The sequence below is a fragment of the Microbacterium ureisolvens genome (assembly GCF_019511645.1).
Classification (GTDB): domain Bacteria; phylum Actinomycetota; class Actinomycetes; order Actinomycetales; family Microbacteriaceae; genus Microbacterium; species Microbacterium ureisolvens_A.
In genome coordinates, this window is sequence record NZ_JAEUAX010000007.1 from 1 (window position 1) to 17,621 (window position 17,621).

15 protein-coding genes are annotated in these 17,621 nt (G+C 68.4%); 3 read left to right on the forward strand and 12 right to left on the reverse strand.

Translation table 11 applies throughout. The features are described from left to right. Positions 1–500: 500 nt before the first annotated feature. Positions 501–1,457, forward strand: coding sequence for a 2,3,4,5-tetrahydropyridine-2,6-dicarboxylate N-succinyltransferase (gene dapD, locus JNB61_RS13375; RefSeq protein WP_220339952.1), 957 nt, complete (start codon positions 501–503; stop codon positions 1,455–1,457). A gap of 90 nt (positions 1,458–1,547) precedes the next feature. Here dapD and JNB61_RS13380 read toward each other — a convergent pair whose 3' ends face one another. After that, complete coding sequence (locus JNB61_RS13380) at positions 1,548–2,117, reverse strand: TetR/AcrR family transcriptional regulator (RefSeq protein ID WP_159843382.1); 570 nt, start codon at positions 2,115–2,117, stop codon at positions 1,548–1,550. Between the two features lie 170 nt (positions 2,118–2,287). Here JNB61_RS13380 and JNB61_RS13385 point away from each other — a divergent pair, with 170 nt between their 5' ends. Beyond that, positions 2,288–3,727 carry an MFS transporter gene (locus JNB61_RS13385; protein ID WP_220292913.1) on the forward strand — a complete coding sequence of 480 codons (1,440 nt, stop codon included), beginning with the start codon at positions 2,288–2,290 and terminating at the stop codon, positions 3,725–3,727. 75 nt (positions 3,728–3,802) lie between these two features. Here JNB61_RS13385 and JNB61_RS13390 read toward each other — a convergent pair whose 3' ends face one another. From JNB61_RS13390 to JNB61_RS13425, 8 genes are all read right to left on the reverse strand, one after another. Beyond that, the gene (locus tag JNB61_RS13390) at positions 3,803–5,101 is read right to left on the reverse strand and encodes a citrate synthase (protein ID WP_159843379.1); all 1,299 of its coding nucleotides are present in this window, start codon (positions 5,099–5,101) and stop codon (positions 3,803–3,805) included. A gap of 188 nt (positions 5,102–5,289) precedes the next feature. After that, positions 5,290–6,411 (reverse strand): succinyldiaminopimelate transaminase, encoded by a 1,122-nt coding sequence (dapC, locus tag JNB61_RS13395; RefSeq protein ID WP_220339953.1) that lies wholly within the window; start codon positions 6,409–6,411, stop codon positions 5,290–5,292. A 1-nt stretch (position 6,412) separates the two neighbouring features. Continuing rightward, entirely contained in the window at positions 6,413–6,733 is a 321-nt protein-coding gene (gene fdxA / locus JNB61_RS13400; protein WP_018170155.1) for a ferredoxin, read from the reverse strand. Positions 6,734–6,782: 49 nt separating this feature from the next. Continuing rightward, positions 6,783–7,148, reverse strand: coding sequence for a DUF6113 family protein (locus tag JNB61_RS13405; protein WP_220339954.1), 366 nt, complete (start codon positions 7,146–7,148; stop codon positions 6,783–6,785). A gap of 66 nt (positions 7,149–7,214) precedes the next feature. Continuing rightward, complete coding sequence (locus tag JNB61_RS13410; RefSeq protein ID WP_159843373.1) at positions 7,215–7,529, reverse strand: AzlD domain-containing protein; 315 nt, start codon at positions 7,527–7,529, stop codon at positions 7,215–7,217. After that, positions 7,526–8,287 carry an AzlC family ABC transporter permease gene (locus tag JNB61_RS13415; RefSeq protein ID WP_220339955.1) on the reverse strand — a complete coding sequence of 254 codons (762 nt, stop codon included), beginning with the start codon at positions 8,285–8,287 and terminating at the stop codon, positions 7,526–7,528. Before JNB61_RS13415 ends, JNB61_RS13410 begins: the two co-directional genes overlap by 4 nt. Positions 8,288–8,418: 131 nt before the next feature. Then, a complete protein-coding gene (gene typA / locus JNB61_RS13420; protein ID WP_220339956.1) occupies positions 8,419–10,332 on the reverse strand; it encodes a translational GTPase TypA in 1,914 nt (637 codons plus the stop codon). Positions 10,333–10,421: 89 nt separating this feature from the next. Beyond that, complete coding sequence (locus JNB61_RS13425) at positions 10,422–12,182, reverse strand: ABC transporter ATP-binding protein (RefSeq protein ID WP_220292908.1); 1,761 nt, start codon at positions 12,180–12,182, stop codon at positions 10,422–10,424. A 38-nt stretch (positions 12,183–12,220) separates the two neighbouring features. Here JNB61_RS13425 and JNB61_RS13430 point away from each other — a divergent pair, with 38 nt between their 5' ends. After that, positions 12,221–12,826 (forward strand): PH domain-containing protein, encoded by a 606-nt coding sequence (locus JNB61_RS13430; protein WP_220292906.1) that lies wholly within the window; start codon positions 12,221–12,223, stop codon positions 12,824–12,826. A gap of 14 nt (positions 12,827–12,840) precedes the next feature. On the opposite strand, the gene JNB61_RS13435 is transcribed toward JNB61_RS13430, so the two are convergent. From JNB61_RS13435 to JNB61_RS13445, 3 genes are all read right to left on the reverse strand, one after another. Continuing rightward, complete coding sequence (locus JNB61_RS13435) at positions 12,841–13,995, reverse strand: ABC transporter permease (protein ID WP_220292904.1); 1,155 nt, start codon at positions 13,993–13,995, stop codon at positions 12,841–12,843. Continuing rightward, complete coding sequence (locus tag JNB61_RS13440; protein ID WP_220292903.1) at positions 13,995–15,530, reverse strand: ABC transporter permease; 1,536 nt, start codon at positions 15,528–15,530, stop codon at positions 13,995–13,997. Before JNB61_RS13440 ends, JNB61_RS13435 begins: the two co-directional genes overlap by 1 nt. Before the next feature lie 159 nt (positions 15,531–15,689). Further along, complete coding sequence (locus JNB61_RS13445) at positions 15,690–17,465, reverse strand: ABC transporter family substrate-binding protein (protein ID WP_308291267.1); 1,776 nt, start codon at positions 17,463–17,465, stop codon at positions 15,690–15,692. Between the last annotated feature and the right edge of the window lie 156 nt (positions 17,466–17,621).

Below are 17,621 nucleotides of genomic sequence, written 5' to 3' on the forward strand. Positions count from 1 at the left end.
ACGAATATCAAACTGACATCCATGAATTGATCCAAAAAGACCCCCACCAACCAGAAAACTGGTCGACAGAGAAAAAATTGGCATTTGACAAGTGCACGCTGTTGAGTTCTCAAAGATCGGACGCACCCACGCTCCGGCATCTCAACCATCACCGTGGGGCAACTTCACTATCTTACACATCCGTCTCACGCTGTCAACCCAGCACAGTCAGGCACGACGCCAGACCACAGCCGAGGAATCAGCAATCACAGAAGTGGAAGAAACCCATCCTAAACCGGAACCCGGCCCACTCGCCAGGAGCAGATCAGATGGGACGGTCCGCTACTTGAGGGGAGCCAGACCCAGAGGCCTTCCGCTCTACCCTTTGGGGCGAACAACAAGAACATTACGCCGCATCCACCCCACCGTCGAATCCAGCACGCACCCCGGGCGTGTCGCTGTGCGTTCCGCGCGGAAACACGCGGGAACCGGCCCGGGCCGTCCGCGCTAGCGTTGTTCGCATGACCGAAGAACGATGGGTGTGGGGCGTCGGCCTCGCGACGACCGCCGAAGACGGAACCGTGCTCGACACGTGGTTCCCCTCCCCCGCTGCCGGACGCATCCCGCTCGGCTACGACCCTCAGATGCCGCCCGACGAGCTCGACCGCCTCGCAGTCGCCGATGCGCGCCGAGCAGTGACCGTCGATGTCGTCGCGATCGAGGCCGACCTCGATGGCGCCCCCACCTCGACGCCGGACGCCTATCTGCGCCTGCACGCCCTGTCGCACCTGCTCGTGCGCCCCAACGAGGTGAACCTCGACGGGATCTTCGCGCATCTGCCGAACGTGGCCTGGACCAACGCCGGCCCCATCCACCCCGACGCACTCACGCGCCTGCGCCCGTTCCTCGCCCGCGAAGGCATCCAGGTGCAGGGGCTCGACAAGTTCCCGCGCCTGCTCGACTACGTCACCCCCGCAGGCGTGCGCATCGCCGACGCGTCCCGCGTGCGGCTCGGCGCATACCTGTCGCCCGGTACGACGGTCATGCATGAGGGCTTCGTGAACTTCAACGCCGGCACCCTGGGCCAGAGCATGGTCGAAGGCCGCATCTCGCAAGGCGTGGTCGTGGGCGACGGCAGCGACATCGGCGGCGGCGCCTCGATCATGGGCACGCTTTCCGGCGGCGGTACCCACAAGGTGTCCGTCGGCGCCCGCACCTTGCTCGGGGCGAACGCCGGCATCGGCATCTCGCTCGGCGACGACTGCGTCGTCGAAGCCGGACTCTACGTCACCGCCGGCACCAAGGTCGTCCTCGCGGACCAGCCTCGTCGAGCCGACGGATCACTTCCGACAGCCAAGGGCGCAGACCTCTCCGGCAGTGCCGGCCTGCTCTTCCGCCGGAACTCTCTCACCGGTGCGGTCGAGGCCGTGCGCCGTGCCGGAGTGGGCGTCACGCTCAACGACGCGCTCCACGCCTGAGCCCGGCTCGCACTGAGACCGCTCCGTCAACCGTGACGGGGCGGTCTCGTCTTTTCGCCCGCAGACTCTCGATCGTCCGATGCCGCCTGCTCAGCGGCGGATGGCGTTGATCGCCAGGTTGAGCACACGCTGTCGCTGCGCTTCGTCGTCGAACGAGGCGACGGCGGCCACTCCCGACACCAGCTTCACCACGTCGCCGATCGAGATGTCGGGGTCCACGTCGCCTGCAGCCTGGGCTCGTTCGAGCAGCGGCTCACCCGCGGAGAGCATGATCGTCCGGCACTCCGCCAGCACCGGGGAGCGACGGTTCAGCCCGTCGAGCAGCGCGTGCTTCGTCCCCACGTACGCGACGAACCGGTCCAGCCATGCGCGCAGCGCCTCCCAGGGCTCGAGGTCGGCGACCTCGTCTGCCGCGCGCGCGAGCGCGTCGACCTCCCCCAGGTACAGCGTCTCGATGAGGTCGTCGCGCGTGGGGAAGTTGCGGTAGAGCGTCCCGATCCCGACGCCGGCACGGCGGGCGATGTCCTCGAGAGAAGCGCTCGATCCGTCCTCCGCGAACGCTGCGCGGCCTGCGGCGACGAGCGCGTCGAAGTTCCGCGCGGCATCAGCCCGCTGCGGGCGACGCGCGTCCAGTGCGGATGTCCGCTCGACGACCGCCATGACCGCCCCTCCCATATGACCCGAGCCGAGCCCTCCGGCATCGGCGAAACCTGTGCTTGCGAAACGGAGGCACCCTCCGCTAATCTCAAAGCGGAGGCATCCTCCGTTCGGAGTATCCCCTCCACTTTATCCCGCATTCACCGGATCCGCACCCATCGGAAGGCCCGTCGATGCCCACTGTCCCGTTCACACCCCGCGCTGCGTTCGTGGCGATCGCTCTCAGCGTCGCCTCGCTCGCACTGCTTCAGAACCTCGTCATCCCCGTCATCCCCCTCATCGCCGCGGACTTCGGGGTCACGGCGGACGCGGCATCCTGGACCAACACGTCGTGGCTGATCGCCGCGGCCGTCGCGACCCCCCTGCTCGGTCGGATCGGCGACCTCCGCGGCCGCCGCAACACGTTCCTCGCCGTGCTCGCCGTCGTTGCGATCGGCGACGTCGTCGCATCGTTCGCGCCGAACCTCGAGGTGCTCATCCTCGCCCGCGTACTGCAGGGCGTCGGCGGCGCGCTCTTCCCGCTGGCGTTCGGTCTGCTCCGCGACGTCATGCCCCGCCACCAGCTCACCGGGGCGATCGGCGCCACCAGCGCCATCATCGGCATCGGCGGCGCCGCGGGCAGCGTGCTCGCAGGTCCCCTCGCTGAGCTCCTCGGCTGGCACGGGATCTTCGCCGTGCCGTTCGTTGCCGCCGTCGCGGGCATCGTGCTCACGATGATGCTCGTGCCGCCGGCCGGCCTGCGGGCAATCGGGCACGTGAACGTGCTCTCGGCCGTGCTCCTGTCCGGCTGGCTCATCGCGCTGCTCGTTCCGCTCAGCTCCGGTGCGCGCTGGGGCTGGGCATCGCCCCTCACCCTCACGCTGTTCGCCGCCGCGGTGCTCCTCATGATCGCGTGGGTCGTCTCCGAACTCCGCTCGCCCGAGCCGCTCGTGGACCTCCGCCTGATGGCATCCCGGGCGATCTGGCCGGTGAATGCGGCTGCGCTGCTCATCGGAGCCGCCGCGTTCGGGTTCTGGGGATACCTCCCGCAGTTCCTCGAGACACCGGTAACGTCGGGGTGGGGTCTCGGCCTCGGCGTCCAGGCGGCCGGGCTGGCGCTGCTCCCCCTCCTCATCGGGATGTCGAGTGTCGGCTTCGCGACCGGCGCGATCGCCCGGGTCATCCCGCTGCGGCTCATGATGGCACTGGGCGCGCTGCTCATGGCGGGCGGTGTCGTGTTCGCGGTGCTCGACCACGAGACGATCGTCACCCTGGCGATCGCGGGCGGCGTGTTCGGACTCGGCATCGGCCTCGCGTACGCGTCGACGGCGAGCATCATCGTGGAGAGCGTGCCGGCCGACCGCACCGGCATCGCCACCGGAGTCAACGCCAACCTGCGCACGATCGGGTCGGCGGTCGGCTCGGCGTTCACGACGGCCGTCGTCTTCGGCGTCGTCGAGCCCGGCGGCACCCCCGCGCTCGACGGCTACGCCGTCGCGTGGCTGACGCTCGCGGCGGGGGCGGTCATCGCCGCGATCCTCGTGCTCACCGTGCGGCCACGCGGACGGACGGATGCTGCATCCCCGGCCGCACTCGAGAACGCCGACGAAGCGACGCTGGCCGAGGTGGGCTGACACCGCGACAGCGACCCGTTCGACGACGATGCCGCGCTCCCACTCGGGGGCGCGGCATCCGTCATCCGTTCCGGATCAGGACAGACCGGGGTAGCTGCGCTCCTCAGCGCCGATGTACAGCTGCTGCGGGCGGCCGATCTTGGTCTGCGGGTCGCTCGCAGCCTCGCGCCACTGCGCGAGCCAGCCGGGAAGCCGCCCGATGGCGAACAGCACCGTGAACATGCGGGTCGGGAAGCCCATCGCCTTGTAGATCACGCCCGTGTAGAAGTCGACGTTCGGGTAGAGGCGGCGGTCCTGGAAGTACGCGTCGTTGAGCGCGATCTCTTCGAGCTCCTTGGCGAGATCGAGCAGCGGGTCGCTCACTCCGAGGGCCGACAGCACCTCGTCGGCCGACTCCTTCACCAGCTTCGCGCGCGGGTCGTAGTTCTTGTAGACACGGTGCCCGAAGCCCATGAGCTTCACGCCGTCTTCCTTGTTCTTGACCCGCTCGACGAAACGCTGCACGCTCTCGCCGGAGTCGCGGATGCGCGCCAGCATGTCGAGCACGGCCTCGTTCGCGCCGCCGTGCAGCGGGCCGTAGAGCGCATTGATGCCGGCCGAGATCGACGAGAACTGGTTCGCGCCGGTCGAGCCCACGAGGCGGACGGTCGAGGTGGACGCGTTCTGCTCGTGATCCTCGTGGAGGATGAGCAGCCGCTCGAGGGCCCGCGACATGACGGGATCCACCTGATAGACCTCCGACAGCACGCCGAAGTTGAGCTTGAGGAAGTTGTCGACGAACCCGAGCGAGTTGTCGGGGTACAGGAATGCCTGGCCGATGCTCTTCTTGTGCGCGTAGGCCGCGATCACCGGGAGCTTCGCGAGCATGCGGATGGTGTTGAGCTCGACGTGCTCGGGATTGTTGGGATCGGACTGGTGCTCGTAATACGTCGAGAGCGCCGACACGGCCGACGACAGCACCGACATCGGGTGCGCGGTGTGCGGCAGGGCGGAGAAGAAGCGCTTGAGGTCCTCGTGCAGCAGCGTGTGCCGACGGATCTTCTCATCGAACTCCGCCAGCTCGTCTGCGCTCGGCAGCTCGCCGTAGATGAGCAGCCACGCGACCTCGAGGTACGTGCTGTTCTTCGCGAGCTGCTCGATCGGGTAGCCGCGGTAGCGCAGCACGCCCTGGTCGCCGTCGATGTAGGTGATCGCGGACTTGGTCGCCGCGGTGTTCACGAAGCCGTAGTCGAGAGCCGTGTAGCCGGTCTGGCGGGTGAGGGTGGAGAGGTCCACGCTCGGTGTGCCATCGGTGCCCCGCAGAAGCGGGAACTCGGCGGTGCTGTCACCGATCGTGAGGGTGGCCTTCTCGTGCTGGGTGCCCGCGTCGCTCACGGCGCCTCCTCGCGATTTCTGGTCGTACCGGGGGTGTCGTCCAGTCCTGTACGGCACCGGGAACGGGCTGCATCAGGATGGAGGGGCGGGACGAGGGATGCCGCGTCGCCGCGCTTTTTACAGCCTAGTGCGCCGCCACGCCTACTGTTGACACGGCCAAAGGCCCGCAGCATCCGATAGAGGAATCCTCAGATCGCGATGTCTGATTCCTCGCGCAGGCGAGCGGCGGCCGCAGCGATGCGCTCGTCCGTCGCGGTGAGCGACAGCCGGACGTGCTGCGGGAAGTGGGTGCCGTAGAAGTGGCCGGGGCCGGCGAGGATGCCGAGATCAGCGAGACGGCCGAGGCTCTCCCAGGCGTCTCGCCCCTCGGTCGCCCACAGGTAGAGGCCCGCCTCGCTGGCATCGATGCGGAATCCCGCGGCCTCGACGGCCGGGCGCAGCACGTCGCGCCGGCGGCGGTAGAGCTCCTTCTGGGCGGCGACGTGCGCGTCGTCCTCGAGTGCTGCGGTCATCGCCGCCTGGACCGGAAGCGGGAGCATGAGTCCGAGGTGCTTTCGCGCAGTCAGCAGGCGGGCGATCACGGCAGGATCGCCGGCGAGGAACGCGGCGCGGTAGCCGGCCAGGTTGGACTGCTTGCTCAGCGAGTAGACCGAGAGGACGCCGCGCAGGTCGCCTCCGGTCACGCGGGGATCGAGCGCCGAGGGCACCGGCTCGGTGTCCCACGGGGCATCCCATCCCAGTTCGGCGTAGCACTCGTCGGACGCCAGCACGGCGCCGAGCTCACGGGCGCGTCCGACGGCGCCGCGCAGGGCTCGGACGTCGAGCACGCGGCCGTCGGGGTTGCCCGGCGAGTTCACCCAGACGAGGCGCGTCCTGTCAGGCCACTCGGCGGGATCGTCGGCGGCGATGGGTGTCGCGCCGACCAGGCGAGCCCCGACCTCGTACGTCGGATACGCGGCACGGGGATGGACCACGACATCGCCGGGGCCGAGGCCCAGCAGCAGCGGGAGGAGTGCGACCAGCTCCTTCGACCCGACGGTCGGGAGCACGTTCTCGGCATTCAGCCCCGGAACGCCACGGCGCCGGTCGTACCAGCGCGCGATGGCCGCGCGCAGGCTGGCGGTGCCGACGGTCTGCGGGTACGCGTGCGCGTCGGTCGCGGCGCGGAGCGCATCGGCGACGACGGCCGGCGTGGCGTCCACGGGCGAGCCGATCGACAGATCGACGAGGCCGTCGGGGTGGGAGCGTGCGCGTGCGGCGTACGGCGCGACGGCGTCCCAGGGGTAGTCGGCGAGGTCGGCGACCCCCACGTCAGTGTTCCTGCGGCGGGAGCGCCTCGATGATCGGGTGATCCTTGTGGATGACGCCGACCTTGGCGGCACCGCCGGGAGAGCCGATGTCGTCGAAGAACTCGACGTTGGCCTTGTAGTAGTCCTGCCACTCGTCGGGCAGGTCGTCTTCGTAGTAGATCGCCTCGACCGGGCAGACCGGCTCGCAGGCGCCGCAGTCGACGCACTCGTCGGGGTGGATGTACAGCGACCGATCGCCCTCGTAGATGCAGTCCACGGGACACTCGTCGATGCAGGCGCGGTCCTTGACGTCCACGCAGGGAAGGGCGATCACGTACGTCACCCGGCCAGTCTAGCCGCGACCTCCGATGGCGATCCGCAGTCCGACGCGCTCAGTCCATCCGCGGGAGGCGATCCGGCCAGGCGACTGCCAGTGCCACGAGGATCGGCACGGCGATGGTCCACACCACCCCGAGCTCGGACTGGGGCACGACGACCGAGCCTCCCGGGCCGCTGCCCGAGAACACGAGGGTCGACACCATCATCCCGACGCCTGTCGCGAGGGTCGCCCAGCGATCGGAGGTGAGCAGTCGCACGGCCAGGAGCAGGGCGGCGGAGCCCATCACGGCGAGGATCAAGCCCAGCGGGAACCAGCCGATCGCGTAGGCGTGGGCCACCGTTCCGGCGACGCCGTACACGAGTCCCACCAGCAGGGCGATGATCCAGCTGCCGATGCGGGCGGGGACGGATGGGCGCATGCCTCGATCGTACCGAGGGGAGCTCTGCGCTCGTTCCGCGCCCCTCTGTGCGGATGCGCGGGCGGGTTACGCCGCCCACCCCCACAGCCGAAGGAGCGCGGCCACGAGCGCCGCCGCGACGACCACGACGAGGAACGGGGCGCGCAGCATCAGCAGACCCGCCGCGACGAGCACGGCGGGTACCCGTGCGTCTACCACCACGGCCTGGCCGGCGCCGAGGGTCTGCACGGCGACGAGGGCGGCCAGCAGCGCCACGGTGAGGAGGTCCGCGATGCGCATCGGCGTGGGCGCCTCGACCCACTTGCCGGGGATGAGATATCCGACCGTCTTCAGCGCGACGCACACGATCGAGGCCACGAGGATGGCCGTCCACATGGTCACGGCAGCCCCTCCCTCTCGGCGATGTCATCGGGCTCGGGGTGTATCCGCTCGTCCTCGCCGAGCCAGTTCACCCAGCCGACCACGATCGCGACGAGCGCGGCGATGATGACGGGAAGACCGGGCATGAGGACCGGCGTCAGGGCGGTCGCGACGACGGCCGCGGCCACGCCGACCACGATGGGCTGCCGCGCACGCAGGCGCGGCCACAGCAGCGCGAGGAATGCGGCAGCGGCCGCGGCGTCGAGCCCGTATGCTCGGACATCGCCGAGGACGTCGCCGAGCAGCGCACCCGCGAGCGTCGACAGGTTCCAGCCGACGTAGATCCCGATGCCGGTCACCCAGAAGCCCAGCGCCCGCGCGTGCGGTGAGCGCTGAGCGAGCGCCACAGCGGTGGACTCGTCGATCGTGAACTGCGCCGCAGCCGCGCGACGCCAGAAGCCGGCGCCGACGACGGGAGACATGCGGATGCCGTAGGCCACGTTGCGCACCCCCAAGAGCGCCGCCGACGCGATCGCGGCCGGCACCGCGGCCAGTCCCCCGGCGCCGACGATTCCGACGAAGGCGAACTGCGAGCCGCCGGTGAACATCACGAGGCTCAGCACGCAGGTCTGCCAGACGTCGAGCCCCGCTGCGACCGCGAGAGCGCCGAACGAGATGCCGTACGCGCTGGTCGCCAGGGCGACGCCGAGGCCCTCGCGCACGGCCCTGCCGCCTTCGCCGGCGCTGTGCGCATCGTCGAAGTGCGGGTCGAGGGTCACCTCGTCATGCTACCGACGGGCCCGACACCGGGCGCCGGGCCGCGCGTCGACCGGTGGCCTCTTCTGAGACGACGGATGCCGCGACTCCGTGCCCGTTCGCAGGGCGCAGGGTCGCGGCATCCGTTCGAGGATTACGCGTTGGCGTCCTGGCGCTTGAGGCGCGACGCCGCGCGACCGCGCTCGGTGGCGTCGAGGATCACCTTGCGGATGCGCACCTTCTCGGGCGTCACCTCGACGCATTCGTCGTCGCGGGCGAACTCGAGGCTCTCTTCGAGGGAGAGCTGCCGGGGCGGAGTGAGACGCTCGAGCTCGTCGGCGGTCGACGAGCGCATGTTGGTGAGCTTCTTCTCCTTGGTGATGTTGACGTCCATGTCGTCGGCGCGCGTGTTCTCGCCGACGACCATGCCCTCGTACACCTCTTCGGTCGGCTGCACGAAGAAGCTCATGCGCTCCTGCAGCGCCATCATGGCGAACGGGGTGACGACGCCGGCACGGTCGGCCACGATGGAGCCGTTCTGACGGGCCTGGATGTGGCCGGCCCAGTCGTCGTAGCCGTGCGAGATCGCGTTGGCGATGCCGGTGCCGCGGGTGATCGAGAGGAACTCGGTGCGGAACCCGATGAGGCCGCGCGAGGGCACGACGAACTCCATGCGCACCCACCCGGTGCCGTGGTTGACCATCGTCTCCATGCGGCCCTTGCGCGCCGCCATAAGCTGCGTGATCGCGCCGAGGTACTCCTCCGGCGCGTCGATGGTGAGGTGCTCGAACGGCTCCTTGACCTTGCCGTCCTCGCCCTTGCGCGTGACCACCTGGGGCTTGCCGACCGTGAGCTCGAAGCCCTCGCGGCGCATGTTCTCGACGAGGATCGCGAGCGCGAGCTCGCCGCGGCCCTGCACCTCCCACGCGTCGGGGCGGCCGATGTCGACGACCTTGAGCGAGACGTTGCCGATGAGCTCGCGGTCGAGGCGGTCCTTCACCATGCGGGCGGTGACCTTGTGCCCCTTCACCTTGCCGACGAGCGGCGAGGTGTTCGTGCCGATGGTCATCGAGATCGCGGGGTCGTCGACGGTGATCGCGGGCAGCGGCCGGACGTCCTCCGGGTCGGCGATCGTCTCGCCGATCGTGATCTCCTCGATGCCGGCGATGGCGACGATGTCGCCGGGACCGGCCTCCTCGGCCGGGTAACGCTCGAGGGCGCGGGTCTTCAGCAGCTCGGTGATGCGGGCGTTGGAATGCGAGCCGTCGTGGCGCACCCAGGCGACGGTCTGGCCCTTCTTGAGCGTGCCGTTGAAGACGCGCAGCAGGGCCAGGCGACCGAGGAACGGGCTGGAGTCGAGGTTCGTGACCCAGGCCTGCAGCGGCGCCTCGTCGTCGTATGCCGGGGCGGGCACGTGCTCGAGGATCGCCTCGAACAGCGGCTCGAGGTCGGCGTTGTCGGGCAGCTCGCCGTTGGCGGGACGGTTGCGGGATGCTGCGCCCGCGCGTCCTGACGCGTAGACCACCGGCACGTCGAGGAGGGCGTCGACATCGAGGTCGGGCACGTCCTCGTGGAGGTCGGACGCGAGGCCCAGGAGCAGGTCGTGCGCCTCTTCCTCGACCTCGGCGATGCGCGCGTCCGGGCGGTCGGTCTTGTTGACGAGGAGGATGACGGGCAGCTTCGCCTCGAGCGCCTTGCGCAGGACGAAGCGGGTCTGCGGGAGCGGACCTTCGCTCGCGTCGACGAGCAGCACCACGCCGTCGACCATCGAGAGGCCGCGTTCGACCTCGCCGCCGAAGTCGGCGTGACCCGGGGTGTCGATGACGTTGATCGTGACCGGGACGTCGGTGTGGGCGCCGTTGTAGGTGATCGCGGTGTTCTTCGCGAGGATCGTGATGCCCTTTTCGCGCTCGAGGTCGTTCGAGTCCATCGCGCGCTCTTCGACGTGAGCGTGCTCACCGAACGAGCCGGTCTGGCGGAGCATCGCGTCGACGAGGGTGGTCTTGCCGTGGTCGACGTGAGCGACGATAGCCACGTTGCGGAGGTCCGGACGGAGGGCGCGCGCCATGAGGGAATCCTTGAAAGAGAATGGGGATGCCGGAATGCCGGCATCCCCATTCTATTGGGCACTGCTGTGTGTCGCCTTTCGGCGGTGGATCAGCCCTCCAGGCCTGCTTCGAGCAGGGCCGCACGCGCTTCACGCCGCACGCGCTGCTCCTCGGGGTCGGGCACCGGGATGGCGGCGATCAGGCGCCGCGTGTAGTCCTCCTGCGGCGCGCGCAGGATCTGGCCCGTCGCCCCCTGCTCCACGATCTTCCCGTGGTGCATCACGATGATGCGGTCGGCGAGCGAGTCGACGACGGCGAGGTCGTGGCTGATGAAGAGGCACGCGAAGCCCATGTCCGCCTGCAGCTGACGCAGCAGCTGAAGGACGGTAGCCTGCACCGACACGTCGAGCGCGGACGTCGGCTCGTCCGCGATGAGCAGCTTGGGCTGCAGCGACAGGGCCCGGGCGATGCCGACGCGCTGCTTCTGACCGCCCGAGAGCTCGTGCGGGTAGCGGTTGCGGTACGAGCGGGGCAGCTCCACGGCATCCAGCAGCTCCTGCACCTTCACGTCCAGCTCGCGGCCCTTCGCGATGTTCGCCAGGAGCATCGGCTCGCCGATCGACTGACCGATCGGCAGACGGGGGTTCAGCGACGACGACGGGTCCTGGAAGACGATGCCGACGTCCTTGTGCACCTTGTGCAGAAGGCGTCGGTCCGCCTTCGAGATGTCGTGGCCCACCACCTCGGCCTTGCCGTCCGCGATCGGAAGGAGACCGATGGCGGCGCGACCCACCGTGGTCTTGCCCGAGCCGGACTCGCCCACGAGCCCGGTGACCTCGCCCGGGTAGATGGTGAAGTTGGCGTGCTCGACCGCACGGAACGCGGGCACGCGCCCCTTCTTCGGGTAGTCGATCGCGACGTCCGTGAAATCGAGCACCGGTGCGCCCAAACCCTTCCGGCGCTCCTCGTCCTCACGAGCGGCGACGTCGGCCAGGCGGATCACGGAGGTGTCACCGGCGAGGGCCGCCGTGGTGTCGATCGACTCGCCCTGCGCGTCGCCGATGCGCGGGACCGCGGCGAGGAGCTGCTGCGTGTACGGGTGCGTCGGCCGGTTGAACACCGCGTCGACACTGCCGCGCTCGACGATCTCGCCCTTTCGCATCACCACGATGTCGTCGGCGATGTCGGCCACCACGCCCATGTCGTGCGTGATGATGAGGATCGCCGAGTCGAGGCGGTGGCGGAGGTCGCGCATGAGGTCGAGGATCTCGGCCTGCACCGTCACGTCGAGCGCGGTGGTCGGCTCGTCGGCGATGAGCAGCTGCGGGTCGCACGAGATGGACTGCGCGATCATGGCGCGCTGGCGCTGGCCGCCCGACAGCTGGTGCGGGTACGAGTTGAACGCCTTGAGCGGATCGGGAAGCTCCACCATCTCGAGCAGCTCGAGGGCGCGCGTGCGCGCCGCGCTCGGCGTCATGCCCTGGTGGATGCGCAGCGTCTCGATGATCTGGAAGCCGACCGTGAACACCGGGTTCAGGGCGGTCATCGGCTCCTGGAAGATCACCGCGATCTCGCGGCCCCGCACGCGCCGCAGATCGTCCTTGCGGAGGCCGAGGATCTCGCGGCCACCGAGCTTGACGCTGCCGGTGACGCGGGCGTTGGACGGAAGGAGTCCGAGCATCGCCATGGAGCTCGCACTCTTGCCCGAGCCGGACTCGCCGACGATCGCGAGGGCCTTGCCCGACTCGACGGAGTAGTTCAGCTTCTTCGCTGCCGGCACCCAGAAGTTGTCGACAGCGAAGTCCACGGACAGACCGCTCACTTCCAGCAGCGGACTGCCGGTGGAGACGGGGGTGGGGGACGCGTTCATTTCATGGTCCTTGTGGGATCGATTGAGAGAATGAGGGGGTGACCGACCGTGCGATCCGCATCGACTCCCGCTTCAACCGCATTGCTGCCGTCATCGTCTGGAGTCTTGCGGCGCTCGCAGTGATCACCGCCGTATGGAGCGCGGATCCGAGGCTGGCGTGGGTCTACGCCGCAGCCCCGCTGGCCGCCCTCCTGGGCTGGATGGCGCTGTGGCGCGCCAGCGTCGTCGTGTCGGATCGCGGTGTGCGCATCGAGAACGTGAGCCACGACGTCGAGGTGCCCTGGGAGGCCCTCGTGCACGTCGACACGGCCCGCGCGCTGACGCTGCACACGCCGTCCGGCAGCTTCACGGCCTGGTCGGCGCCGGCGCCGGGCTTCTTCACGACGATGATGGGCAACGCGAAGGCCCGCCGCGAGGCGAGCGCCGCCGGTGGCGACGCCCGCCCGAGCGACCGTATGGGCACCGATTCGGGCAACGCGGCCCTTGTGGTGCGAGAGACGTGGCGCCGCCGTCTCGATGCCGGTCAGGTCGAGCTCGGCGTGGCGGACGAGACGCCCGTCACGCGCCACTGGCACGTGACGTTCCTCATCGCGTCCGTCGTGCTCGCTGCGGCGTCGATCGCGCTGATCATCGCCACCGGCTGAGACCCTCGGGCGCATCATCCGCGACGATCCGGGTCGGGCGCGATCTCGTCGTCCAGGACGTCGTCCGGACGATCGCTCGTGACGCCCTCCACGACCGCTGCACCGCCCGCCGTGACGAGCGCACCCTCGGGCACGTCCGCCGTGGTGCCGGCCACGACGACCGCGTCCTCGGGCAGCTCCTTGACCTTGCGGAAGACGATGCGCTTCTGACGCGGGTCGAAGGCATCGCGCAGACCGTCGCCGACGAAGTTGACGAGCAACGACAGGATGACGATGAAGGCTGCGGGCCACCAGAACAGCCACGGACGGGTCTGGAACGCCGACTCGTTCGCCGAGATCAAGAGACCCAGCGACACGTCAGGCGCACGCACGCCGTAGCCCAGGAACGACAGCGAGGTCTCCAGGATGATCGCTGCGGCGATGAGCAGGGTCGTGGCCACGATCACCACGCCGATCGCGTTCGGCAGGATGTGCTTGAAGATGATGCGGGCATCCGACGCACCGGCCACTCGCGCCGCCTCGACGAACTCGCGCTCGCGAAGCGAGAGGAACTCGGCACGCACCAGGCGCGCGATGCCGGTCCAGACGAAGAAGCCGAGGAAGAGTGCCAGCAGCAGCGGACCGAGGTTTCCGACCGCCGATCCGACGACCGCGCCGATCACGATGACCGGGATGACGATCACGATGTCGGTCAGGCGCATCAGCACCGAGTCCACCCACCCGCGGTAGTACCCCGCGAGAGCGCCGACGATGACTCCGAGGAAGGCACCGATGAGGCCGATGATGAACATCATGTAGGACGAATTCACAAGGCCGCGCATGACCATCGCGAAGTAGTCCTTGCCCACCGTGTTCTGGCCGAACGGGTGCTCGCCGAGCGAGAAGGGCCAGAGCGTCAGGGTCGGCTTGCCCCCGTTCGTGATGGGGAGGAGCTGCTCGTAGTTCCAGATCCACCATCCGGGGATCGGACCGATGCCCGTCGCCGAGACCGCGAAGCCCACGATCAGGATGAACAGGACCGCGCTGACCACCGCGGGCTTGTGGGCGAGGAAGCGTCGGAGCGTGAGACGCCCCTGGCTGATGCCGCGCTCATCGGCGGTCTGGACGTGCGCCCCGCCGTCGGAAGGTGCGGTGGGGGGCTCGAGGGCCGGATCGATGGGGATCGACATTACTTGACCCTCACTCTCGGGTCGATCGCCGAGTACGCGAGGTCGGCGAGGAAGTTGAACGTGATGGCGAACACCGCGATGACCACGAAGTAGGCCATGACCGGGTTCGGGTCGGCGTGCTGCAGACCCTGGTTGAAGAGGGCGCCCATACCGCTGAACGCGAAGATGCGCTCGGTGATGATGGCGCCACCGATGAGGGCGCCCACGTCCGCCGCCACGATCGTCGTGATCGGGATGAGCGAGTTGCGGAACGCGTGACGCACCACGACCGTGCGCTCGGGAAGACCCTTCGCGCGGGCGGTGCGGATGTAGTCCTGGTTCAGCGTCTCGAGCATGCCGCCGCGCGCGTAGCGCGTGTACGCCGCGAACGAGATCAGCATGAGGCTGATGGTCGGCAGCAGCAGGTGGGTGAAGGTGTCGATGCTCTGGATCCACCAGTCGCCCTGCAGGTTGGGCGTCTCCGAGCCGATGGTCGCGATCGGGCGTCCGTTCACCTTCGGGTTGTTGACATAGGAGTTCCAGTTCTGCATGAACTGATCGAGGACGATCACGCCCATGCCCAGCACACCCGTGAGCACGCCGATGCGGATCGCCTGCCCCTTGTCGTACTCGCCGAGGAACCATCCCGCCACGGCGCCGACCAGCCCGGCTGCGACGAAGAGGGCGAACACACCCCAGCCGTTGAACGACTTGAGGAACGGCTGCAGTACGAAGTAGGCGGCGACGAGGACGATCACCGTCACTCCGGCGGTGCGCCACGCATAGCGTGCGCGCGCGCCGGCGATGATGAGCACCATGCCCGCGCCGAACGCGGCGATGAGCAGCGGGGTCAGGATCGGGCCGAGCGACGGGTTGAGGAACCACGCCGTCACGCTCATGCCGTACAGCATCGCTCCGGTGGTCACCACGGAGGCGGCGAAGACGATCAGGCGACGCTGCCTGGGCCCGCCGATGATCGCCTGCCAGAAGATGCCGGAGACCAGACTCAGCACGATGATCCACGGCCATGTGAACACCGGGCTGTCGAGCCAGTCGTTGAAGCCGAGGGCGAAGAAGACCTTGAGCAGAACACCCATCACGAACGACGGCAGCGAGTAGAAGAGGAAGCTGGCGAACGTGAAGGAGTAGTCGATCGCGCTGTACTGACGCAGGGCCGAGACGATGCCGACCAGGACGCCGAGGACGATGGCGAGGATCGTCGATGCCGTGACGAGCTGGAGCGTCGCCCCCATGGCACGAGCCAGGACGATCGTCACCGGCTGGTTCTGGATGGTGACACCGAGGTCGCAGCCGCCGAACGGGATGACGCAGCGCGCGGCACCGAGGAGCCAGTTGAACCAGCGGACGGGAATGGGCTGGTCGAGGTTGAGCCACGCGATGCGCTGTGCGATCAGCGCGTCGCGGTTCGGGCTGTTGGAGGCGTACAGGTCCTCGAGCGGGTCTCTTGCCAGAGCGACGAGGGTGTACATCAGGAAGGATGCGGCGATGAGGATCAGGATCGAGACCCCGATGCGCCGCAGAACGAAGCTAAGCACTGGGCTGGCCCTTCATGCAGAAAAGGTAGCAGGCGGGCGACGGCGGCAGCAGAGGCCGGGCGTCGGGTTCGCCGGCTGTGGACGGGAAGACACACGCACGGGGCGCCGGGCTGCAAGCACCCGACGCCCCATGGCGTGGTGTTTCAGTGAGTCACCGAATTACTCGGCGACCGTCCACTCCCAGAAGTTCCAGAACACACCGGTCTGGTTGCCCATGAAGGTGATGCCCTCGATGTTGTCGGCGTGCGCCTCGAGGCCGGGGCCCTGGAAGAGCGGCAGACCGTAGGCGTCCGCGAACAGCTCGCCGTCCGCCTCGATCGTCAGCTCGTCGATCGTGTCGAGGTCGAGCGTCGTCGGGATCTCCCGAGCGATCTCGTCGACACGCTCGTTGGCGTACTTGTTGAAGTTGCTGCCACCGAAGCTCGCGAAGATCTGCGGGATGGTGCCGTTGCCGACACCGGGCGAGATCCACCCGAAGATGACTGCGTCGTAGATGTCGGAACCGAGCTGGGCGCTCCAGTCCTCGCGGCCCACATCCTCGATCACGAAGCCGGCCTCAGCAGCCGAGGCCTGGATGGCCTCGAACGCGGCGACGCGGTTCGGGTTGTTGATGTTGTACATCAGGCGGATGGTCGGCGTCGCACCGGCCAGGAGCTCCTTGGCGCCCTCGATGTCGACCTCGGCGTATGCGTCGGAGCCGTTGCTGGCGACGGCGTCCTCGTACGGAGCCTGAGCCGGGATGAATAGCTGCGAGTTGAGGACCTCGGCCTCGGGGTTGACCGGCTTGATCAGCGTGTCGACGAGCTGCTGACGCGGGATCGTCTTGAGGAACGCCTCACGGACGTTCTGCTCGGCGAACGGGCCGGCGAACGTCAGGTCGAGGTGGTCGTAGTTCAGCGCGTCGCCCTGGAGGACCTCGACGCCGTCGATCGCCTGCAGCGCGGTGAGCGTGTCGCCGCTCGCCTGCGGGGCGATGATGTCCACTTCGCCGTTCTGGAGGGCCGTCACCTGCGCCTGAGCGTCACCGATGAAGCGGATGACCAGCTCGGAGAACTGCGGCTTGAGGTCACCGGTGTACTTGTCGTTGAGCTTCAGCGTCATCGACTGGGTCGGCTCGTACGAGTCGATGATCCACGGGCCGCTCGAGAGGTACAGCGACGGGTCGTCCGGCAGCGACGTCATGTCGAAGCCCGAGTTCCAGAAGTCGGCGGCAGCCTTGAGCGTCTCGTTGACCGGAGCCGGGGCCGCAACGTCGCCGCGGGGGCTGGTCAGGATGGTGTCGATGAGCTCGGCCTGGTCGACGCCGGCCTTCTCAGCGACGACGTGGACCGGCTGGTCCATGAGGTCCTGGATGTTCCAGTCGACGAAGGGCTCGTCGTACTCGAGGACGAGAGAGAGCTTGTCTTCGGCGACCTCGGTGATCGTCGAGGTCTTGAGGCCCTCGGTGCTGCCCGCGTACGCGAAGTACTTGGTGCCGCTGGTGGGCTCGCCCGTCTCGGGGTCGAGGGTCGCGTCGTCGAAGACGCCGGAGGTGGCGGCCCAGCCGAACACCAGGTCGTCGGTCGTGATGGGCTCGCCGTCAGACCACACCAGCCCGTCGTTGAGCGTGTACTTGACCTGGAGGGGGTCTTCGCTGACGACCTCCATCGTGCCGAACGACTCGTCGGGAACGACCTCGTAGCTGTCGCTGACGTAGTAGAACGTCGACTTGGTGAGGTAGTCGATCTTGCCGTTGATGTCGAGGTTGCCGTTGTCGCTGTTCGAGTTCGTGCCCGTGAACTCGTTCGTTTCGGCAACCGTCACCGCGGTGTCGGTGGCCGTCGGCTCCTCCGCCTCCGGCGGGGTCGTCGAGCAGCCGGCGAGGACCAATGCGGTCACGCCGACGCCCGCCGCGACTCCGAGTGCGCGCATGCGCCACGTCGTCTTGTCAGACACTTGTGTCTCCTCTGTGCAGGGTAATGCGCGCGAATCCGGCCGGAAGCCGGACCTGCGCGCGGATGGGAAAACGATAAGCACCGGTTGTGAGATGGTCAAAACGATCGGCGAAAACGTTACAGAGCCTTAACTCAATCGACGCGGAGTGTGACAATC